Genomic DNA, 19,961 nt, shown 5'->3' on the forward strand with positions numbered 1-19,961 from the left:
TCAGGCCAGTGCGACCTCGACCGTGCCCGACTCGGCGGCGACCGACGTGCCGACGTGCAGCGTGAACACCCCGGGCTCGTGGGCCCATGCCCCGTCCCAGTGCGCGAACGCCCGGGCCGGCACGGTGACGGTCACCTCGGTCGACTCCCCCGCGCCGAGTCGGACGGGCGCGAACCCGACCAGCCAGCGCACGGGGCGGTCGACGGAGGACGTCGCCCGCGATGCGTAGACCTGCACGACCTGCTTGCCGGCACGGTCGCCGGTGTTGGTCACGGTCGCCGTCACGGCCGCGTCGCTGCCCGCCGACACCGTCGGCGTCGCGGCGATCCCGTCGATGGTCCACGTCGTGTAGCCCAGGCCGTGCCCGAACGGGTACGCGGGTGCGACCCCGGCGCGCAGCCAGGCCCGGTACCCGATGTGCACGCCCTCGTCGTAGCGCACGACACCGTCGACCGGGGTGACGTCGAGCACCGGGACGTCGGCCATGGCGACCGGCCACGTGGTGGGCAGACGACCGCCGGGCTCGCGCGCGCCGGTCAGCACGTCGGCCAGGGCGTTGCCGTACTCCTGCCCGCCGAACCAGGTCAGCACCAGTGCGGCGACGTCGTCGCGCCAGGGCATCTCGACCGGGGACCCGGCGTTGACCACGACGACGGTGTCCGGGTTCGCGGCGACGACGGCTGCGACCAGTTCGTCCTGGTGACCGGGCAGCGCCAGCGAGGACCGGTCGTAGCCCTCGGACTCCACCTTCGAGTTCGTGCCGACCACGACCACGGCGACGTCAGCGGCCCGCGCGGCGGCCACGGCCGCGTCGATCAGGACGCGCGGGTCGTCGTCCGACGGCTCGGTGCCGAACTGGTAGGCCAGCACCCCGCCGAGCGTCTCGTCCTGCACCACGTCGTACTCGATGCGGATCGCCAGCTGCTGACCCTGGGTCACCTCGACGGGCACCGAGCGTGCGGGCGGGTTCAGGAAGGCGGCACCGAGCTGGTCGCCCTCGTAGGGCACGTCCTCGTCGAGCACGAGCGCGTCGTCGATCCACATCCGCGAGCGGCCGGCGGCGCCGACGCCGATCCGGACGACGCCGGTGGACTGCGCGGTGTACGTGGTCGCGATGTCGAGCCGGTCGGCCTCGCGCGTCGGGGCGTCGCCGCCGAACCAGAACAGCGCGGTCGCCTGCCGGTCCTCGACGTACAGCTCCTGGCCGTCGCGGACGAAGGCCACGCGCGCTCCGGGCTGCCCGGTCCCCGGGTTGGTGATCGTCGACAGCGGGAACTCGGCGATCCCCTGCTGCACGACGGCCCCGAGCGCGTACTCGACCTGGGCCGAGGGGAACGCCGCGCGGATGCCGTCGAGCGGCGACACGACCGATGACGGCACGACGGTCGCCGAGCCACCGCCCTGCGTGCGCGCCTGGTCGGCGTTGTGGCCGATCACGGCGATGCGGGTCGGAGCTGCCTCGCCGGTGTCGGGGAGCGGCAGGAGCCCGGTGTTCCGGACCAGCACGGTGCCCTCGGCCTCGGCCTCGCGCACGAAGGCGATGCCGTCCTCGACGTGCACGGGCTGCGCCGCGACGGGCTCGAAGCCCTCGAGCGCGCCGACCCGCGCCGCGAGCGTCAGGATGCGGTGCACCTTGCGGTCGATCGCAGCCTCGGGCACTGCGCCGGAGCGCACCGCGTCGAGCAGCGGACCCTCGCTCCACCACGGGTTCGGCCCGGGCATCGCGACGTCCTGCGACGCCGTCGCCGCCTCCACGGAACGCACCCCCGTCCAGTCCGACACGACGATGCCGTCGAAGCCCCACTCCGAGTTCAGGGGCGTCTCGAGCAGGTCGTTCTCGGACGCGGTCACGCCGTTGATGCCGTTGTACGAGGACATGATCGCCCACGCGTGCGCCTCGGTGACGGCCTTCTCGAACGCCAGCAGGTAGAGCTCGCGGAGCGCCCGGTCGGACACCTCGGTGCTGGCGGTGAAGCGGTCGGTCTCGTAGTCGTTCGCGATGTAGTGCTTCGGCGTCGCGGCGACGCCGTTCTCCTGCACGCCTGCCACGTACGACGCGGCCAGGTCGCCCGTCAGCACGGGGTCCTCACTGAAGGCCTCGAAGTGGCGGCCACCGAGCGGCGATCGGTGCAGGTTGATGGTCGGTCCGAGCACGACGTCCACACCCTTGCGGCGGGCCTCGACGGCTGCGGCGGCGCCGTAACGCTTCGCGATCGCACGGTCCCAGCTGGCCGACAGCGCGGTCGCGGACGGCAGGTTGAGCGACGGGTCGCGCTCGTCCCAGACCTCGCCACGCACACCCGAGGGACCGTCCGACATGAGCATCGGCCGCAGCCCGATCTCGTCGATCGGCCAGGTGGTCCAGAAGTCGCGGCCGGTCAGCAGCTGCACCTTCTGTTCGGTGCTCAGGCGTCCGACGAGCGCGTCGATGCGCTCAGCCAGGGGCCCCGAGTCGGAGGCGGTGGTCACGTTGTCGACGGTCGTCACGATGTCGGTCCTCTCGTTCCAGCTGATGGGTCGCGTCGGGACCCGAGCTGGAGCGGACCGTCGACGGCGACGCTGGCGACGCTACCACCAAAACCATGCAGTAGTTGGTTTTTACAGCGCACGCCGGGGCGGTACAGTCCTGCCATGACACGACGGGGTTCGTACGCCAAGGGCATCGCCAAGCGCGAGGAGATCCTCACCGTGGCGCTCGAACTCGTCGCTCAGCAGGGCTTCCGTCGCACCAGCATCAAGGACGTCTCCGACGCGGTCGGCCTGACCCAGGCGGGCCTGCTGCACTACTTCGACTCCAAGGACGAGCTCTGGGTCGAGATCCTGCGACGCCGCGACGAGATCGACAACGCGACGGACTGGCACGCGAACGACCCGAGCGAGCTGCTGTCGGCGATCGTGCGCCACAACGCCGAGGTCCCCGGCCTGGTGCAGATGTTCGTCAACCTGTCGGCAGCGGCGGCCACCGACACGGAGCACCCGGCGCACGAGTACTTCCGCGAGCGGTACGAGAACTCCCGCCGCTCGATGGCGGCCGACTTCCGCGCGATGCAGCAGGACGGCCGCCTGCGCGCCGACGTCGACCCCGAGGCACTGACCAGCGTGCTGCTCGCCGTGTCGGACGGCATGCAGATCCAGTGGCTGTTCGACCCGTCGCGCGACATGGCCGCACACGTCGAGCTCGTCACCCGCCTGGCCGTCGCGCAGGTCGCCGCCGCGTCCTAGGGCCGTCGGTCCGTCGGTCCGTCGGTCCGTCGGCCCGTCGGCCCGTCGGCCCGTCGGCCCGTCGGCCCGTCGGCCCGTCCGTCCGTCCGTCAGCCGGGAGGCCCGGTGCGGCCCCGGCGAGCCAGGTACCGCCAGGGCCTGGCCGCGTCCAGGGCCCGCACGGCAGGATGGGACAGGCCAACAGGCACGGGCCGTGTGCCCAGTTCGTGAGAAGAGCGGAGGCGCGATGACGCGCGTAGTGGTGACCGGCGGCAGCGGCAAGCTCGGACGCGCAGTGGTGCGCGACCTCGACGAGCACGGGTACGACGTGGTCCTGCTCGACCGCGTGCCCTCTCCTGACAAGCCCGAGCGCGTGCAGTTCGTGCGCATCGACCTGACCGACTACGGGCAGGTGCTCAACGCGCTGCTCGGGATCGACGACCGGTACGACTCCGTCGACGCCGTCGTCCACCTTGCGGCGGTGCCGGCCCCGGGCCAGGTGCCCGACGTCGCGCTCATCACGAACAACGTCACGGCGTCGATCAACGTGTTCCACGCCGCCCGCGCGGCCAAGATCACGAACGTGGTCTGGGCGTCGAGCGAGACGCTGCTCGGGATCCCGATGGGCGAGCACCACCCGCCCTACCTTCCCGTCGACGAGGAGTTCCCGGTCCGCCCGCAGTCGTCGTACTCGCTCGGCAAGGCCGTCGAAGAGGAGATGGCGCGACACTTCACCCGCTGGGACCCGACGCTGAAGATGATCGGGCTGCGGTTCTCGAACGTCATGGACGAGTCCGACTACCCGTCGTACCCGTGGGACGCCACCCCCGAGGCCAAGACGTTCAACCTGTGGTCGTACATCGACAGCCGCGACGGCGCCCAGGCCGTGCGCAAGGCCCTCGAGAGCGAGCTCACCGGCTTCGAGGCCTTCGTGATCGCCAGCCCCGACACCGTGATGGACACCCCCACGATCGAGCTCGTCGAGCGCTTCGTGCCGGACATCGAGCGTCGCAGCGACATCGACGGTGTCAGCTCGCTGCTGTCGAGCGACAAGGCCCGCGAACTGCTCGGCTACGACCCGCAGCACTCCTGGCGCGACCACCGCTCCTGACCCGCACGACGCGGCTGCTCGTCTCCGGTCAGGCCGATGCGCCGGGGTCCGGGACGAGCAGCCCGTCGAGCACCAGGTCGCGGGCCGCGGGAAGCAGGTCCGCTGCCAACGCCTGCTCGTCGACCCCGGTGATCTGCGCGAGCGCCCCGACGATCGCGGCCACGGACAGGTCACCGTCGCAGGCGCCCACGAACGCAGCGAGCGCCGTGTCCGCGTCGACCCGACGACCGAACCCGCCGCCCTGCACCAGGGTCATCACCGTGGGGTCGTCGTTGCCCGGCCAGTAGTACCGTTCCTCGGTCACATCGCCGGCGACCCGCAGGTGCGCGGCCGCGAGCGCGGCGTCGTCGTGCGCGGCGAGCCAGGCGGCCGCGTCCAGGACCCGGGCGACCGTCGCGCCGAGGCCGGCGGGGTTGGAGCCGAGCGTGTCGGGAACGCGCTCGAAGCGGCGGAGCTGCACCGGGCCTCCCGTCGGTGCCTTCCGGACCACGACGTAGCCGAAGCCGACCCCGGTGACCCGACGCTCGACGAAGTCGTCGAGCCAGGCGCCGACCAGGCGGTCGAACTCCGGCGAGCCGGGCTTCGTGCCGCCGTCGCGGATCCACGTCTCGGCGTAGGCGTTCGGGTCCTGACGCTCGCGCTCGATCACCCAGGCGTCCAGGTCGGTGTCCGCGAACCACGCTCGGACCCGGTCGAGCCCGTCGACGCCCCAGTGGTACTCCCAGTTGCCGAGCAGCTGCGCGGTGCCGCCCGGGGTCAGGTGGTCGGCCAGGCCGGTCAGCACGGTCTCGACCAAGGCGTCGCCGACCATGCCGCCGTCGCGGTACTCGTACGACGGCACACCCTCGGTGCGGGGCGTGATGACGAACGGCGGGTTCGAGACGATCCGGTCGAACCACTCGCCGGCCACCGGCTCGAACAGCGAGCCGAGACGGAACTCGATGCCGTCGATGCCGTTCAGTTGCGCGTTGAACCGGGCGATGTCGAGCGCACGACGCGAGATGTCCGTCGCGACGACCTCGTCCGCGAAGCGCCGCGCGTGCATGGCCTGGATGCCGCAGCCGGTGCCCAGGTCGAGCACCCGGTGCACGGGCACGAGGAGCTGCAGGCCGCTCAGCGTGGTGGTGGCGCCCCCGATGCCGAGCACGTGCTCCTCGTCGAGCGCTGCGCCGAGGGCCAGCTCCCCCAGGTCCGACACGATCCACCAGCTGCCGGCGCCGGCATCGTCGACGAACGCGTACGGACGCAGGTCGACGGCGGCGTGCACCTGGTCGTCGTTCGCCCGCACGATCCCGATGCGCGCGAGTTCCTCGACGCCGGCCTCCGGGAACGCCTGGTCCGCGTCAGCGCGTGCGACGGGGAGCCCCAGGACGAAGAGCGTCGCGAGGGTCCCGAGCGCCGAGGGCCCGCGGGCGTCGAGCCCGCGTCGGGCAGCCACCCGGTTGCCGCGGTGCAGCGCCGCGGCAGCGTCCGCGCCCCACAGTGCGTCGACACCCTCGACGGTGAAGCCCGCGGCCGTCAGGTCGGCGGCGAGCGCCGTGGTGACCGTCGGGTCGGCGACCACGTCGGGCAGCACGTGTGCGCGAGCGGTCATGCGGTCAGGTCCTCGCGCATCAGCGCGGCGGGGACCTGCCACGCGAACACCAGGTCGAGCAGGCCGGGGAACCGCTGTTCGAGGTCGTCCACGCGCACACGGCTGATCCGGGTCAGGCCCTCGAGGTGTTGCTCGAGCAGCCCGGCCTCGCGCAGCACGCGGAAGTGGTGCGTCAGGGTGGACTTCGGCCGGTCGATGCCGACCCAGCCGCACGAGCGCGCTCCCCCCGCGGCGTCGACCAGGTAGCGGTGCAGGATCGCCAGCCGGATCGGGTCGGACAGTGCGTCCATGACGACGGGCAGGTCCATCTCGGCCACCGACGGCTGGGGCAGCCGTTCCGGAGCGTCCACGCGATCGGGCATGCCTCGGACGCTACCACCGTTCACCTCGCTGTACGACTTGCGTCGTACAGGCCGGATGCGGTACCAATGCGGTACTGGATCCGTACGACTCCCGTCGTACATGGCCACTCACGGAAGGTGCGCTCATGCAGTCAGCCCGCTCGGTCGCCGGGTTCTGGATCATCGCGGCGATGCTCTTCGTGGCACTCGCATCATCGGCCGTGCCGTCGCCGATCTACCCCGTGTACGCCGCCGAGTGGCACCTCACACCGCTCATGCTCACCGGGGTCTTCGCCATCTACGTCGCCGGACTGCTGGCCAGCCTGCTCATCGCGGGCCGACTGTCGGACCACGTCGGCCGCAAGCCCGTGCTCGTCGTCGGCGGTCTCGCGCTGACGGTCTCGCTCGGCCTGTTCGCTGGCGCGGACGGCCTCGGCGCGCTCATCCTCGACCGCATCCTGCAGGGTGTCGCGGTGGGGCTGCTCATCGGTGCCCTCGGTGCTGCACTCATCGACAACTCCCTGGTCAAGCACCCGACCCTGGCCGGCGTGCTGAACGGTGCCGTGCCGCCGATCGCCCTGGCCATCGGCGCCATGTCGAGCGGCGCCCTGGTGGAGTGGGGCCCGGCACCCGAGCAGTTCGTCTACGTGCTGTTCGGCAGCCTGCTGTTCCTCATGGTGCTCGCGCTGTTCATCGTCCCCGAACAGGTCCAGCGCCGCCCGGGAGCCCTGCGCTCCCTCCGCCCGACCATCTCCGTGCCGCGGTCGTCCCGCGCACTGTTCCGCGGCGTCGCCGGAGCCCTCATCGCCAGCTGGGCCCTCGGTGGGCTGTTCCTGTCGCTGGTGCCCTCGGCGCTCGGCCAGGTGTTCGGCATCGAGAACCACTTCGCGGCCGGTGCGCTCATCGCCGTCGTCACGGGCATCGGTGCACTGACCGGCCTCGCGATCCAGCGGGTCGACGCCCGGATCGGCGTGCTCATCGGGCTGGTCGCACTCATCCTCGGACCGATCGTCACCGTGGCCTTCGTCGTCGCGCACTCGCTGCCCGGGCTCGTCGTGGGCAGCGCGATCGCGGGGGTCGGCTTCGGCGCCGGGTTCCAGGCGCCGTTGCGGATGCTGCTCGCGACGGCCGCGCCGATGCACCGTGCGGGGCTGCTGTCGACCATCTACGTCGTCAGCTACCTGGCCTTCGGCGTGCCGGCGGTCATCGCGGGGCTGCTCGAGCCGGCCGTGGGTCTGGTGCCGGTGCTGGCCGGGTACGGGGCGTTCATCGTGCTGGCGGCGGCGGTTGCCCTCGTGCTGCAGCTCGTGTCGCGCGCCGCTGCCACCGTCGAGGAGCAGGCGTGCGAGGTCCTCGAGCGCACCGCCACCGGGTCGATCCGCACGGCCGAGTAGCGCCCGCAGCACGGTGCGAGGTTCGCGGCCCGTGCGAGGTTCGCGCTCGCGCCGCGCTCGCTCCCCGCAGCACGGTGCGAGGTTCGCGGCCCGTGCGAGGTTGGTCGCCCTGTGCCGGGCAACAACCTCGCACCGAGCCACTAACCCGCCACCCGCCGTCGACCTTGCACGGTGCTCGACGCGCCACACCCCGCCAACGCAGCACGGTGCGCGGCCGGACGTCGCCCAGCCGCAGCGCCGCTAGTGCGTCGGCCGCGGAGGCCGCCGCATGCTGCGGTTCGCCTCGGCGTGTGCGGAGTCGACGTCCGCCTTGCCCCGGTCGGCCGCGCGACGCAGCCACTGCGGGCCGTGTGACTTCGCCCAGTCCCAGAAGCGGTGCAGCTGCGCTCGCAGCCACGTGATGATCCGGTGGAAGAAGTGGAACTCGCTCGCCAGGATCGTCAGGCCGATGAACACGACCAGCCAGCCGGGTCCGGGCAGCGGCACCAGGATCAGGCCGATGATGACGACGAGCCCACCGACGATGCCGATGAGCACCTTCCAGAACAGGTGCACGTGCGGCCGGGCGTGGATCCACGTGCGCATGTCGTGGAACCACTGGAACCGGTGGCGCGGCGTGCCGTCCACTGCGCTCGCAGTGCGGTCCTCCGGGTCGCCGTCCATGCTGGAACGCTAGGGCGCGCGGCTGGGAATCCGCGGCGCAGCAGGTGCCGATCGGCCGGGTACGCGGCCTGCGGTCAGCACGTTCCGGACGGGAGGCCCGTCATGCGTGCACCAGGCGAGTCTCGGCACCTGGATGGCAGGCCCGTCACGCGTGCGCGACGCACGTCGCGGCCCACGGGACGGCGGCGAGTCGGGCCTCCGGGATCGATTCGCCGCCCACGGCGCACCTCCCGTAGGTGCCGGCGTCGAGCCGCGCGAGCGCGGCGTCGACCTGCTCGATACGGTGGCGCGCGTCGTCACGCACCGCGCCGAGCGAGCCGCGCTCCCACGCGAGCGTCGCCCCCTCGGGGTCGTGCTCGTCGTCGGTGTTCGCCCCGTCGCGGGCGTCGCTGACATCGCGCATGCTCCGCTCGACGTCGGTCAGCAGTCGCTCGGACCGGCTGCGTTCGGCGTCCAGGGCTGCGCGGGGATCGTCCATGGCGCCGACCGTAGTCCCGTGGAATGGGCGTGCTGCCGGATGCGTTCGCATCGACATGACCAAGATCGGGTTCCTGTCGTTCGGACACTGGCGTGACGTGCCGGGGTCCCGTGTGCGCAGCGGGCGCGAGGCGCTGCTGCAGGGCATCGACCTCGCCGTCGCTGCGGAAGAGGCCGGGGTGGACGGCGCGTACTTCCGCGTGCACCACTTCGCGCCGCAGCAGGCCGCACCCTTCCCGCTGCTGTCCGCGATCGCCGCGAAGACCAGCCGCATCGAGATCGGCACCGGCGTCATCGACATGCGGTACGAGAACCCGCTGTACATGGCGGAAGAGGCCGCCGCGGCCGACTTGATCTCGGGTGGCCGACTGCAGCTCGGCGTGAGCCGGGGGTCACCCGAGACCGCCCAGGCCGGCTACCAGTCCTTCGGGTACGTGCCCGAGGCCTCTGACCCGGCGGGCGCCGACCTGGCCCGTGCCCACACGAACGTCTTCCGACGCGCGATCGCCGGCGAACCCATGGCGACCGCGAACCCGCAGATGACCGGCGCCGAGGGCTCGTTGCCGGTCCTGCCGCAGTCGGACACCCTGTCCGAGCGCATCTGGTGGGGTGCCGGCACCCGTGCCACCGCCGAGTGGACGGCCGAGCAGGGCATGAACCTGATGTCGTCGACCCTGCTGACCGAGGACACGGGCGTGCCGTTCGACCAGCTGCAGGCGGAGCAGATCGAGCGCTTCCGCCGTGTCTGGGCCGAGTCCGGCTGGGAGCGCACACCGCGGGTCAGCGTCAGCCGCAGCATCATCCCGATCACCGACGACGAGTCTCGCCACTACTTCGGGGTCCGGGCGCAGATCGAGGGCTCCGACCAGGTCGGGTACCTCGACGGTGGACTGGCGCGCTTCGGCCGTTCGTACATCGGCGAGCCCGAAGACCTGGTCGCCGAGCTCGCTGCGGACGCCGCCGTCCGCGCTGCCGACACCGTGCTCGTCACCGTGCCGAACCAGCTCGGCGTCGACTTCAACGCCCGTCTGCTGGCTGCGGTCAAGGACGTGTTCACCGAGGTCGACGCGGCACCCGTCCCCGCCTGACCCGTACGTCCCCCTTCCTGCCGACACCCGGGTTGGGACTGGGACGGGCGTGGTGCTCCCCGTAACGTCGAGGAGCACCACCCCCTCGTCCTCAGGAGCTCCTCGTGACACTGCCGGCCGCTGGCTGGTTCCCGGACCCCCGGGACGCCGCCCGACTGCGTTGGTGGGACGGTCGCGCCTGGGGTGAGGGCACCCGCCCCCTGCCGAGCCGTCACCCGGCCGCCGTGCGACCCGTGGTGGTCGCGCCGACCGGCCCCTCGTTCTCGGTGATGACCCCGCCGACCGAGCGCCAGACCTGGGCGTACGGAACGTCGACGTCGCGGAAGCTCTGCGCGTTCGCGGTGTCGGCGGCGGTGCTGGCGATCGCGTCCCTGCTGCTCGACCCGTGGGGCGCGTTCAGCGTGCTCGCGATCCTCGCCGGACTGGTCGGGGTGGTCCGCCCGGGTGCCTCGGGTCGGTGGCGTGTCCTGGCGCGGAGTGTCGCCGTCTCCGCGATCGTGGTCGCCCTCGGCACGGGCCTGGTCGCCCTGACGCCCCTGTTCTGACGCGCCGGCCCCGCCGGTGACCCGCCGGCCCCGCCGGTTTGTTCGCACAACGGGAATCACCCGGCGCCACGGGATCCCGTTGTGCGGTGTGACTTGTGTTGTGCGAACGCGATCGGAGCAACCGCCCGCCCCTACCCCCGCGCCCGCGGGTGCGCCGTCTGGTACACGTCGCGCAGCATGTCCGCCGTGACGAGCGTGTAGATCTGCGTCGTCGCGACGCTCGCGTGCCCGAGCAGCTCCTGCACGACCCGCACGTCCGCCCCACCCTCGAGCAGGTGCGTCGCGAACGAGTGCCGGAACGTGTGCGGCGACACGTGGTCGGCAAGTCCCGCGCGGGCAGCTGCGGCCTGGATGACGAGCCACGCGCTCTGCCGCGACAACCGCGAGCCCCGCGCCCCCAGGAACAGCGCTGGCGTCGACGTCCCCCGCACGGCGAACACCGGCCGGGCCCGCACCAGGTACGCGTCCACCGCAGCGCGCGCGTAGCTGCCGAGCGGCACGATGCGCTGCTTGTTCCCCTTGCCCGTGACCCGCACGACCGACACGTCGGTGTCCAGGTCGGCGGCCTCGTCGTCCACGGACAGCGTGGTCACGTCGTCCACGGACAGCCCGACCGCCTCGGAGATGCGTGCCCCCGTGGCGTAGAGCAGCTCGAGCAGCGCACGGTCCCGCAGCGCCACGGGATCGTCCCCGTCGGTGCCCTGCAGCAGCCGCTCCATGTCGTGCACCGAGATGGCCTTGGGCAGCCGCATCGGGGCCTTGGGAGGACGCACGGAAGCGCCAGGGTCGAGTGGCAGCCAGCCCTCCCCCGCGGCGAACGTGGCGAAGGACCGCACCGAGCTGAGCATCCGCGCGACCGACCGTGGCGCGAGCGGGCCCTCCGGTCGAGTCGCCAGGTGCGTCACGAAGCCTGCCAGGTCGGCGCGTGCCAGCCGTCCGACATCGATCACGACGGCCGCACCCCCTGCACGGTCGGCCCCGTCCGACTCGACGACCGGCTGCGCCCCCACCCAGTCGGCGAACGCCGCCAGGTCACGGCGGTAGGCCGCCAGGGTGTGCTGCGACAACCCTCGCTCGATGGCGACGTGCCGCAGGTAGGTCTCCGTGGCACGGTCGAGCGGGATCACCCCAGCAGGCTAGCCGCGTTCGATCGCGTCGACCGCGAGCGCCGCCACGATGAGCGCCGAGTTCTGCAGCCGACCGTCGAGGGCGCCGGCGACGACCTCGGATCGCGGCACCCACCGAGCGACGATGTCGGCCTCTTCGTCCTCGCGCTCGAACGCCGTCGCGGCCGCGCGGACGTCCCGTGCGCGGTAGATCTGGATGAACTCGTTGCTGCCGCCCGACGAGGTGTTGTACCGCACCAACGGCTCCCACGTGTCGGCCTCGATGTCGGCCTCTTCGGCCAGCTCGCGCTTGGCGGCCTCCAGGTGGTCCTCGCCCGCGTGGTCGAGCAGCCCGGCCGGCAGCTCCCAGTCACGCATGCGCACCGGGTGCCGGTACTGCTGGATGACGAGCACGCGGCCGTCGGCGTCCTCGGCCCAGACCGCGACGGCACCGGTGTGGTCGATGTACTCGCGGACCATGCCGTCGCCGTAGGCCACGTCGTCGCGGCGCACGTTCCACACCGCACCCTCGTGGACCACGTCGGACCGGGTCACGTCGAAGGAGGTGGGCTCGTCATGGATCGGTGCGTCGGTCACACCCCCATCCAACCAGCGCGCGCGGTGGGCGCGGCCACAGACGGACTGGAGGCCCGGTGCCAGCTGGCACCGGGCCTCCTGTCCGTCGGTGGTGCTGTCTACTGCACCGCCACCTGCGCGCGCACCTGGCGCTGCACCCGGCCGAGCATGCCGACCATGCCGCGGATGCGCAGCGGGCTCACTGCCTCGTTCAGGCCGAGTGTGAGCGGGTAGTCGGACGGCACCGCCAGCACCTGCTCGGCGGTCAGACCGGAGAGCCCCTGCGCCAGGATCGACGCGAACCCGCGCGTGGTGGGTGCTTCGCGCGGGGCGGTGGCGTGCATCCGGACCACGTCGGGGGCGTCGCCGTCCTGCCCGACGGTCACGGTGATGAACACGGGGGACTGGCACTCCTCGACCCGTTCGAGCTCGTCCTCGTGGCCCTGCAGACGCTCGGGCAGCGCGGGCAGCTCGTTCGAGAACTCGAGCAGCAGCTGCAGGCGGTCCTGCTGGGACAGTTCGAGGAACTCGTCGCGGATGTCGGCGAGGGCCTGGGGGAGGGCGTCGGTCATCGGGTCGGCAGGCTTCCGGGTTCGGCGCCCTGCACGATCGGCACGCGCACGGCGCTGCCCCACTCGGTCCACGAGCCGTCGTAGTTGCGGACGTTCTCGTAGCCCAGCAGGTGCTGCAGCACGAACCAGGTGTGGCTCGAGCGCTCACCGATGCGGCAGTACGCGATCACCTGGTCCGCGTCGCCGATGCCCGCGCCCTCGCGGTAGACCGCGTCGAGCTCGCTGCGGGACTTGAAGGTGCCGTCCGGCGCGGCGGCCGTGGCCCAGGGGATGTTGACGGCGGTCGGGATGTGACCGCCGCGCAGGGCCCCTTCTTCCGGGTAGTCGGGTGCCGTCGTGCGGTCGCCGCTGTACTCGGGGGCACTGCGCACGTCGATGAGCGGCTTGCCGATGTGCTCGAGCACGTCGTCCTTGAACGCTCGGACGGGCGCGTCGTTCCGCTCGACCACGGGGTAGTCGACCGCGGTGACGTCGGGTCGGTCCGTCGTGACGGGGCGGTCCTCGGCGATCCACTTCGCCCGGCCGCCGTCGAGCAGCCGGACGTCCTGGTGCCCGAACAGGGTGAACACCCAGAGGGCGTAGGCCGCCCACCAGTTGTTCTTGTCGCCGTAGATGACCACGGTGGTGTCGCGCCCGATGCCCTTGCCGCCGACCAGGCGTGCGAAGGCGTCGCCGTCGATGTAGTCGCGCTGCACCGGGTCGTTCAGGTCTGTGTGCCAGTCGATCTTGACGGCGCCGGGGACGTGACCCGTCTCGTACAGCAGGACGTCCTCGTCGGACTCGACGACCACCAGGTCCGCCGGCCCGGCAGGTCCGGGCTGCCCGACGGCGCCGGCGTCCAGTTGCTCCTGGAGCCACGCGGTCGAGACGAGTCGTTCCGGGTGTGCGTAGTCGCGGAAGGTGTCGGACGGGTCGACCGGTGCGGTCATCGCGGTGCCTCTCTGTGGGTCGTGGCGCCGGACTAGGATCAGTGGTCGGCGTCGGGAACAACGGTACGCGGACCCACTGTCTGCCCGGTGCACCGTGACACCGAACGACTCGTCCCCGGAAGGCCCTGCATGCCCCAGCACCTCGTCGACCGCGACCCGCAGGTGACCCCCGCGCAGATGGCCGCGGCACTCGTGCCACCGCCCCAGTTCGCCACCGCGTCGTTCGACTCGTACCGGCCCGACCCGGACTACCCGTCTCAGGCCGCCGTGCGCGACGCCGTCGCCGCGTTCGTCGCCACCCGGCCAGAGCCGGCCAGGCGCGGCTTGTTCGGGCGGCGCCGCTCAACCGACTCGACCGAGGGCGCTGCGCGGTCGGGCGTGTACCTGGACGGCGGGTTCGGTGTCGGCAAGACGCACCTGCTCGCCGCCGCGTACCACGCCGCGTCCGGACGCAAGACGTTCGGCACGTTCATCGAGTACACCGCACTGGTCGGCGCGCTCGGGTTCCAGGGCACGATCGACCTGCTGCGCGGCACGGCGCTCGTGTGCATCGACGAGTTCGAGCTCGACGACCCGGGCGACACGATGGTGATGACGCGTCTGATCAAGGAACTGAGCGAGACCGGCACCCGGTTCGCCGCCACGTCGAACACCCCGCCCGGGGCACTGGGCGAAGGGCGGTTCGCCGCGCAGGACTTCCTGCGCGAGATCCAGGCGATGTCCGACCGGTTCGAGACCATGCGCATCGACGGCCTCGACTACCGGCGCCGCGCGGTCGACGAGTCCGCCCGGGTCGTCGACGACGTACCGGCCGCGCTGCCCGAGGGCTCGGTCACGCTCGACGACTTCCGCGCCGTCGTCGCGCACCTGGCGTCCGTGCACCCGTCCAAGTACGTCGCCCTCGTCGAGGGGCTCGACGCGGTCGGGCTGACCGACGTGCAGCCGTTCACCGACCAGACCGACGCGCTGCGGTGGGTGGCGCTGGTCGACCGCCTGTACGACGCACAGGTCCGGATCGTGGCATCGGGCTCGCCGCTCGATCGGGTCTACCCCGAGGTCATGCTCGAGGGCGGGTACCGGAAGAAGTACCTGCGGGCCGCCAGCCGTGTCGTCGCGTTGAGCAGGGCCTCCTGAGGTCCCGGTAACACACTGTTCACACGGCGGGCCGCCGCGTTACACCCGCGAAACACAGCGTGCTCCGTCGTGAAACACCACCTCGCCAGACTCGGTTCCACCCGACGCGGTCCCGAGCCGCTTCTGCAACCGAGAGGTGAACAATGCTTGATCAGGGCCAAACCGGCTTCATCTTGATCATGGCGGCACTCGTGCTGTTCATGACGCCGGGACTCGCGTTCTTCTACGGCGGTCTCGTCAAGGCCAAGTCCGTCATCAGCATGATGATGATGTCGTTCGGGGCCATCGCCCTCGTGAGCGTCCTCTGGGTGCTCTACGGCTACGCGATCTCCTTCGCCAACACCGGTGACCACACCGCCATCTCCGGCGTCGTCGGGTTCTTCAGCATCGACTGGAACCAGATCGGGCTCGGCCAGGCGTTCGAGCAGTCGCAGTCGACCAAGCTGGCCGCGACCTACCCCGACCTGGCGTTCGTCGGGTTCCAGGCCACCTTCGCGATCATCACGGTCGCCCTGATCTCGGGCGCGATCGCCGACCGCGCCAAGTTCGGCGCCTGGATGGTCTTCGCGGGCGTCTGGGTCACGGTCGTCTACTTCCCGGTCGCGTCGTGGGTGTTCAACCTGACCTCGGGCTGGGCAGCGACGTGGGGCGTGATCGACTTCGCCGGTGGCACCGCGGTGCACATCAACGCCGGTGCCGCCGGACTCGCACTCGCGCTGGTCCTGGGCAAGCGCGTCGGCTTCGCCAAGGGCGCCCACAAGCCGCACAACCCGCCCTTCGTCCTGCTCGGTGCGGCCATCCTGTGGTTCGGGTGGTTCGGCTTCAACGCCGGATCCGCCGGCGCGGCGAACAGCACGGCCGCGCTCGCCTGGATCAACACGCTCGCCGCTCCGGCCGCCGCGGTCCTCGGGTGGCTGCTGATCGAGAAGCTCAAGGACGGCAAGGCGACGTCGATCGGTGCTGCGTCGGGTGCCGTCGCCGGTCTCGTCGCCATCACCCCGGCCTGCGCCAACCTGACCCCGGGCTGGGGCATCCTGCTCGGCTTCCTGGCCGGCATCGTCTGCTGCTTCGCGATCGACTGGAAGTACCGCCTGGGCTTCGACGACTCGCTCGACGTCGTGGGCGTCCACCTGGTCGGCGGCATCTTCGGCACGCTGTACCTGGGCTTCTTCGCCAACACCACCGGCCTGATCTACTCGGGGTCGTTCGTCCAGCTCGGCAAGCAGGCCGCCGCAGCCGGGGCCGTCGGCGCCTACTCGTTCGTCCTGGCCTTCCTCATCGGCTGGATCATCGAGAAGACGATGGGCTTCCGCATCAAGACCGAGGACGAGGTCGCCGGCATCGACACCGCGGTCCACGGCGAAGAGGGCTACGTGCTCTACGAGGAGGCGGACAAGACCCCCGTCGGGGTTCGCTGACCCGGTTCCACCGCGCGACGAAGGCCCCCGCAGCAGTGCGGGGGCCTTCGTCGTACGCGGGTCGGACTCGTGCCGGGGTCGGTAGGGTGCCTGCGTGGACGTCAGCATCGCGCACCCGTTGATCGACGCCGTCGGTCCGGGCTTCGTCGTCAGCGAGACCGATGCCGCGGTCGTCGCGCTGTCCTCCGCACGCATGGGACTCGTGCTCGACGCCCGGGCCGCCGACGTCGCCGTGGTGCTCCTCACCCCGTCGACCAGCCGCATCACGACCGCGATGCTCGCGATGCGGCGTCGGACGAGCAGCGCCTGGGTCGTCCGCGAGGGCGACCGGTACCGCGCTGCCGGCTCGATCACGGTCGCCGACGACGTCGCGACGGCCATGCTGGCACCCCAGTCGTCGCCGCGCTCGTCCCGCCTGGGCACGGACGAGGTCGCGTGGACCGAGGTGGTCGTCTCGGTCCACCACCGGGCTGCCGAGCAGACCACGATCGGCCGTCCAGCCGAACTGCTGCTCGAGGGACTCGCGGGTGTGACGCCGTCGGCATGGGGCTCGGTCGAGCCCGCGACCCTGCCATGGAGCGTCGCCGCCGTCACGGACTTCGCCCGTCGGCGCGCCCCCCGCCCGACGCGCGCCGTCGCGTCTGCGGCCGTGGCGGGCGGATTCGCCGCCGTCGAGATCCGGGTCGACCGGTCCGCCACCGGGGTGACGGAGGAGACGCGGTTGGCCCTGCCCCGGACAGGAGGCGCGGCGCGGGTCACCGCGACGGGCGCACCCGTGGTGGATGGTCCGGTCGCCGACGTCCTCGCCGACCTGGCCCGTCGTCAGCGCGTGCTGCTGGGCACCGCATGGCGGTCCGGTGGGCACCCGGACGCGACGCTCGCTGCCCGCCAGCTCGGGATGCCCGTTCCGCTCGGCGCGCGCTGGTTGCAGATGAAACCGAAACCTTCACCAAGGGTCTTCACCATCACGGCCGAGTTCGACCGAGTCATCGGACGACGGTTCAAAGACGGCGTCTTCACAGACGAAAAGCAGATGTGGATGCAGTTGTTGTGGGACAAGGGCAGTCCAGGAGGCTTCGTCGTACGGACGGCCTACCCGACCCGGTTGGAAGGATGGCATGAGCTCGATCGCAGATCTTGGTTACCGGGACTACGCGGGTCGGATCCCGATGCTGGGAGGGTTCGTGGAGAATCTCTATCAGTACTGGTGGGACGACTACGAGTCGGTCGCCGACTACCTCGACTTCTACATCGATGGTTTCAGCGTGTCGGGCATCAAAGCGATGAGCGAAGAGTACACGGCGCTCGGTGTCGATGATGCGACAGGTGATGAGGTGGAGGCCTTTCTTCGTCGTATGAATGCGAACTACCGGGTCGTCCCAGGTTCCGATCACGGAAGGCAGATGCTCAGGGAGGTCGGCGTACGGCTCGAGCAGCTCGCCGCCGGGGCGACCCCGAAGCAGTTCGACTGACGCGCATGATCGTAGTTCTGCCGGAAGACGGAGAGTTGATGATCCGACTGTCCTGGGGACCTCGAGAAGAGTCCCTTGAGGAAGTCGCGCGGAAACTTCGCAGCACTGCTGGTCTCGCCCGCCTGTTGGGTGGCCTGTTCGACCATGACCTGGCGCTGTTGGACGGAGAACGAGTCTGCGGATACCTTGATTCGCTCTCGGACGACGATCTCGTTGCGTACCTCCGCCTGCACGTCGCGACGAACAGTGACGGCTCTCCGCTCCCCCAAGATGGGTACTTCGCGCACCTCGAGTCAGCGCCTGGGCAGTTGGCTTCTGCGATGTTGACGATCCACGTCGGTGCGACTCGCACCCAGTTCTCCACGGGGAACTCGCTGAGCTTGTCGGTGTCGCAGGACTTCTCCCCAGATCACCTCGACACAGGGCTGTTCATGTCCAATCGTCGGGATGCAGTGCTTCGAGAGCTCGTGTCCCTTTGGCGACCAAGGCGTGCAGGGGTGTACCTCGCCGAAGCACTCGATGCGTACATCACCCTCGACTTGGTCGAAGAACTCGGACTGGTCACCTACTTGGCGGAATGCTCTGTTGCGTCGACGCCTGAGTACCAAGTGGAGCATGCCGGCAATGACTCCTGGATCCACGTGTTGAACGTCGGGGTCCCCTCGGGACTGAACGCGCGCGTCGAGCGCCTCGTCGACGCATCGCGAAAGCTGTCGCAGTCGCACGCAGACCGCTGAGGGTGCTCGCGCACTCGGTCTTGGTGAACTCGGAGGATGGTGGACGTGGAGATCGACGTCACTGACTGGTTCCTGGTGGCTGATTGGGATGCGCGACCGGAATCCGCAAACGAGATCGCCTCGCGTCTGGTGGATTCCTTTGCTGCAATCGAGAATGCGTTTCCTGCCTCCAACGGGACATGGACGCTTTGAGATGAGATCGTCGCTGTTCTCGGGGGCGTCCGACCTGCGAGTCCGGTTCGAATGAGCTGCGCGCGACGTCAGGCAGTCGGTTCGACGGTGTGCAGCCTCGTCTGATGGTCGGCATCGATCCGGCACGGGGAAGGACAGCGATGAAGATGGACCACATGACCGAACGGGCGGTGAAGCAGGAGCTGCCCGAGCTGTGGAATCTCCTCAATGCGACCTTCCATGCGGACTGGCGCGATGACTTCGAATCAGCCGATTCTGCGTTGGCTGAAGCCCTGATCGGCTACTCCCCACCGGACCTCAGTCGTGTTCATCACGAGGTGTCAGGGCTCCTCGCGGGGCATCACACGGACGAGCACTTCTCGCGGTTCTTCGACGTTTCTGGAGCGGACCTCTGGGGCGAGTCCGAGCTGGGCATCAGCGGTCGAGCGTTCGCGGAACTGCTCCACACCCTCACGAGCGGGCCTCTGGACCAGGACCGCCCCACTGTGAATCCAGCCATGCGTGGGCTTGGCACCATGGAGCGTCCGCACGGGCCCCACGACAGTCCGGAGGGGATGGTCGATTGAGTGACGCACTTGCACTGCAGAACGCGCTGGCGGCTCTCACGTTCGATCGCCTTGCTCCGGGATGGCGGCGGTGCACGAGTGTGTTCGTGAACCTCGGCGTGACCGCGCGACTCGAGCGGGCGGTCGAGACTGACTCCACTGTCGTGCGGACTCCGCCTGCAGATCTCGCAGAGTTCGAAGCATGGAGCCAGCTGCGCGAGATCATGGCCGACCGGGAACGCGGAGCATGGCTCACCGGACGTCTCCGATTGCACTCCAGCGGTGCCTACAGTTTTGACTTCTCCTGGGACGAAGAGCCGCGATGGCCACTCATGGTCGACATCGACGGCCGTCTCGTGGAGTCGTTGCCCGTGGAGAACTCGGAGCTCCGCGAGGACATGGCGAAGTACCCGCGGGATGCAACAGTGACGCCGCGATGGCTTGTCGAACGCCTGGGGGCACACCCCGTGGATTTCTCGGATGATTGGTCCGCGTTGCTCGAACCGCTCGAAGCGAGCGACAACTGGTCGATCATCCGAGAGATGGTTCGAGACACCGTTCAGGTGCTCGGAGACGACCGGGATGCAGTGCTCGACAGTGATGTGGTCGCCGACGCGGTCTACAACGAACTGCTGGCATCCACGCGCGCAAGTCAGCTGATGCGCCTGCTGCGCGACGCGGCGGCAGGAGGGGTCGTCGAGGAACCGAACGGACTCACGCACGACGAGAGAAGTCCGTCTCGAGTGGTGATCGGCAGGGACGACGCATTCCGTGAGCACGTGCACGTGCTGCGTTCGCTCCTGGGCCAGTTGGCGATCCAGGAGATCGCCAACATCGTGACACGGGGAGGCATGCCATGAGTTCGA

Annotated in this window: 22 protein-coding genes; 13 read left to right on the plus strand and 9 right to left on the minus strand. The window is 70.4% G+C overall.

Annotated features, from left to right (window positions below):
- A complete protein-coding gene (locus tag MT346_RS02185) occupies nt 1–2,487 on the minus strand; it encodes a glycoside hydrolase family 3 protein (RefSeq protein ID WP_243561122.1) in 2,487 nt (828 codons plus the stop codon).
- Nucleotides 2,488–2,631: 144 nt separating this feature from the next.
- Here MT346_RS02185 and MT346_RS02190 point away from each other — a divergent pair, with 144 nt between their 5' ends.
- Nucleotides 2,632–3,222, plus strand: a complete 591-nt coding sequence (locus tag MT346_RS02190) for a TetR/AcrR family transcriptional regulator (RefSeq protein WP_243561123.1) — start codon at nt 2,632–2,634, stop codon at nt 3,220–3,222.
- Nucleotides 3,223–3,448: 226 nt separating this feature from the next.
- Entirely contained in the window at nt 3,449–4,312 is an 864-nt protein-coding gene (locus tag MT346_RS02195) for an NAD(P)-dependent oxidoreductase (protein WP_243561124.1), read from the plus strand.
- A gap of 28 nt (nt 4,313–4,340) precedes the next feature.
- On the opposite strand, the gene MT346_RS02200 is transcribed toward MT346_RS02195, so the two are convergent.
- Complete coding sequence (locus tag MT346_RS02200; protein WP_243561125.1) at nt 4,341–5,906, minus strand: methyltransferase; 1,566 nt, start codon at nt 5,904–5,906, stop codon at nt 4,341–4,343.
- Nucleotides 5,903–6,268: a helix-turn-helix transcriptional regulator gene (locus MT346_RS02205; RefSeq protein WP_243561126.1), complete on the minus strand. Its 366-nt coding sequence runs from the start codon at nt 6,266–6,268 to the stop codon at nt 5,903–5,905. The genes MT346_RS02200 and MT346_RS02205 overlap by 4 nt, the downstream gene beginning before the upstream one ends.
- A 125-nt stretch (nt 6,269–6,393) precedes the next feature.
- Between MT346_RS02205 and MT346_RS02210 the strand changes: the two genes are divergently transcribed.
- Nucleotides 6,394–7,641 (plus strand): MFS transporter, encoded by a 1,248-nt coding sequence (locus tag MT346_RS02210; protein WP_243561127.1) that lies wholly within the window; start codon nt 6,394–6,396, stop codon nt 7,639–7,641.
- A 240-nt stretch (nt 7,642–7,881) separates the two neighbouring features.
- Here the strand turns inward: MT346_RS02210 and MT346_RS02215 are convergent, their stop codons facing one another.
- Together MT346_RS02215 and MT346_RS02220 are read right to left on the minus strand one after the other, a co-directional pair.
- Nucleotides 7,882–8,304 (minus strand): TIGR02611 family protein, encoded by a 423-nt coding sequence (locus MT346_RS02215; protein ID WP_243561128.1) that lies wholly within the window; start codon nt 8,302–8,304, stop codon nt 7,882–7,884.
- A gap of 145 nt (nt 8,305–8,449) precedes the next feature.
- Complete coding sequence (locus MT346_RS02220) at nt 8,450–8,782, minus strand: TraR/DksA C4-type zinc finger protein (RefSeq protein WP_243561129.1); 333 nt, start codon at nt 8,780–8,782, stop codon at nt 8,450–8,452.
- A gap of 55 nt (nt 8,783–8,837) precedes the next feature.
- Between MT346_RS02220 and MT346_RS02225 the strand changes: the two genes are divergently transcribed.
- Both MT346_RS02225 and MT346_RS02230 read left to right on the plus strand, forming a co-directional pair.
- A complete protein-coding gene (locus tag MT346_RS02225) occupies nt 8,838–9,869 on the plus strand; it encodes an LLM class flavin-dependent oxidoreductase (protein WP_243561130.1) in 1,032 nt (343 codons plus the stop codon).
- 104 nt (nt 9,870–9,973) lie between these two features.
- Entirely contained in the window at nt 9,974–10,414 is a 441-nt protein-coding gene (locus MT346_RS02230; protein ID WP_243561131.1) for a DUF2510 domain-containing protein, read from the plus strand.
- 131 nt (nt 10,415–10,545) lie between these two features.
- Here the strand turns inward: MT346_RS02230 and MT346_RS02235 are convergent, their stop codons facing one another.
- From MT346_RS02235 to MT346_RS02250, 4 genes are all read right to left on the minus strand, one after another.
- On the minus strand, nt 10,546–11,538 hold the full coding sequence (locus MT346_RS02235) for a site-specific tyrosine recombinase XerD (RefSeq protein WP_243561433.1): 993 nt from the start codon (nt 11,536–11,538) through the stop codon (nt 10,546–10,548).
- 12 nt (nt 11,539–11,550) lie between these two features.
- On the minus strand, nt 11,551–12,117 hold the full coding sequence (locus tag MT346_RS02240; RefSeq protein WP_243561132.1) for an NUDIX hydrolase: 567 nt from the start codon (nt 12,115–12,117) through the stop codon (nt 11,551–11,553).
- Nucleotides 12,118–12,215: 98 nt separating this feature from the next.
- Nucleotides 12,216–12,668 carry a SufE family protein gene (locus MT346_RS02245; RefSeq protein WP_243561133.1) on the minus strand — a complete coding sequence of 151 codons (453 nt, stop codon included), beginning with the start codon at nt 12,666–12,668 and terminating at the stop codon, nt 12,216–12,218.
- The gene (locus tag MT346_RS02250) at nt 12,665–13,597 is read right to left on the minus strand and encodes a sulfurtransferase (RefSeq protein WP_243561134.1); all 933 of its coding nucleotides are present in this window, start codon (nt 13,595–13,597) and stop codon (nt 12,665–12,667) included. The genes MT346_RS02245 and MT346_RS02250 overlap by 4 nt, the downstream gene beginning before the upstream one ends.
- Nucleotides 13,598–13,726: 129 nt before the next feature.
- On the opposite strand from MT346_RS02250, the gene zapE reads away from it, so the two are divergent.
- The 8 genes from zapE to MT346_RS02290 all read left to right on the plus strand — a co-directional run bounded on the left by zapE (nt 13,727) and on the right by MT346_RS02290 (nt 19,955).
- Entirely contained in the window at nt 13,727–14,731 is a 1,005-nt protein-coding gene (gene zapE / locus MT346_RS02255; protein ID WP_243561135.1) for a cell division protein ZapE, read from the plus strand.
- A 143-nt stretch (nt 14,732–14,874) separates the two neighbouring features.
- Nucleotides 14,875–16,149, plus strand: coding sequence for an ammonium transporter (locus tag MT346_RS02260; protein WP_243561136.1), 1,275 nt, complete (start codon nt 14,875–14,877; stop codon nt 16,147–16,149).
- A gap of 94 nt (nt 16,150–16,243) precedes the next feature.
- Complete coding sequence (locus MT346_RS02265; protein ID WP_243561137.1) at nt 16,244–17,467, plus strand: DUF6177 family protein; 1,224 nt, start codon at nt 16,244–16,246, stop codon at nt 17,465–17,467.
- Entirely contained in the window at nt 17,433–17,621 is a 189-nt protein-coding gene (locus tag MT346_RS02270) for a hypothetical protein (protein ID WP_243561138.1), read from the plus strand. The genes MT346_RS02265 and MT346_RS02270 overlap by 35 nt, the downstream gene beginning before the upstream one ends.
- A gap of 5 nt (nt 17,622–17,626) precedes the next feature.
- A complete protein-coding gene (locus MT346_RS02275; RefSeq protein ID WP_243561139.1) occupies nt 17,627–18,358 on the plus strand; it encodes a hypothetical protein in 732 nt (243 codons plus the stop codon).
- 45 nt (nt 18,359–18,403) lie between these two features.
- Entirely contained in the window at nt 18,404–18,550 is a 147-nt protein-coding gene (locus MT346_RS02280) for a hypothetical protein (protein WP_243561140.1), read from the plus strand.
- 104 nt (nt 18,551–18,654) lie between these two features.
- Nucleotides 18,655–19,116: a contact-dependent growth inhibition system immunity protein gene (locus MT346_RS02285; RefSeq protein ID WP_243561141.1), complete on the plus strand. Its 462-nt coding sequence runs from the start codon at nt 18,655–18,657 to the stop codon at nt 19,114–19,116.
- Nucleotides 19,117–19,202: 86 nt separating this feature from the next.
- Nucleotides 19,203–19,955, plus strand: coding sequence for a hypothetical protein (locus MT346_RS02290; RefSeq protein WP_243561142.1), 753 nt, complete (start codon nt 19,203–19,205; stop codon nt 19,953–19,955).
- Nucleotides 19,956–19,961 lie beyond the last annotated feature (6 nt).

This window comes from Curtobacterium sp. VKM Ac-2922 (assembly GCF_022815645.1).
Classification (GTDB): Bacteria; Actinomycetota; Actinomycetes; order Actinomycetales; family Microbacteriaceae; genus Curtobacterium.

Bases quoted from the DNA above. Each gene is read 5' to 3' on its own strand.
- MT346_RS02200 (WP_243561125.1), bottom strand. From the start codon at position 5,906: ATGACCGCTCGCGCACACGTGCTGCCCGACGTGGTCGCCGACCCGACG.
- MT346_RS02245 (WP_243561133.1), bottom strand. From the start codon at position 12,668: ATGACCGACGCCCTCCCCCAGGCCCTCGCCGACATCCGCGACGAGTTC.
- MT346_RS02250 (WP_243561134.1), bottom strand. From the start codon at position 13,597: ATGACCGCACCGGTCGACCCGTCCGACACCTTCCGCGACTACGCACAC.
- MT346_RS02260 (WP_243561136.1), top strand. From the start codon at position 14,875: ATGCTTGATCAGGGCCAAACCGGCTTCATCTTGATCATGGCGGCACTC.
- MT346_RS02215 (WP_243561128.1), bottom strand. From the start codon at position 8,304: ATGGACGGCGACCCGGAGGACCGCACTGCGAGCGCAGTGGACGGCACG.
- MT346_RS02205 (WP_243561126.1), bottom strand. From the start codon at position 6,268: ATGCCCGATCGCGTGGACGCTCCGGAACGGCTGCCCCAGCCGTCGGTG.
- zapE (WP_243561135.1), top strand. From the start codon at position 13,727: ATGCCCCAGCACCTCGTCGACCGCGACCCGCAGGTGACCCCCGCGCAG.
- MT346_RS02225 (WP_243561130.1), top strand. From the start codon at position 8,838: ATGACCAAGATCGGGTTCCTGTCGTTCGGACACTGGCGTGACGTGCCG.
- MT346_RS02195 (WP_243561124.1), top strand. From the start codon at position 3,449: ATGACGCGCGTAGTGGTGACCGGCGGCAGCGGCAAGCTCGGACGCGCA.
- MT346_RS02270 (WP_243561138.1), top strand. From the start codon at position 17,433: ATGAGCGAAGAGTACACGGCGCTCGGTGTCGATGATGCGACAGGTGAT.
- MT346_RS02220 (WP_243561129.1), bottom strand. From the start codon at position 8,782: ATGGACGATCCCCGCGCAGCCCTGGACGCCGAACGCAGCCGGTCCGAG.
- MT346_RS02285 (WP_243561141.1), top strand. From the start codon at position 18,655: ATGGTCGGCATCGATCCGGCACGGGGAAGGACAGCGATGAAGATGGAC.
- MT346_RS02210 (WP_243561127.1), top strand. From the start codon at position 6,394: ATGCAGTCAGCCCGCTCGGTCGCCGGGTTCTGGATCATCGCGGCGATG.
- MT346_RS02275 (WP_243561139.1), top strand. From the start codon at position 17,627: ATGATCGTAGTTCTGCCGGAAGACGGAGAGTTGATGATCCGACTGTCC.
- MT346_RS02190 (WP_243561123.1), top strand. From the start codon at position 2,632: ATGACACGACGGGGTTCGTACGCCAAGGGCATCGCCAAGCGCGAGGAG.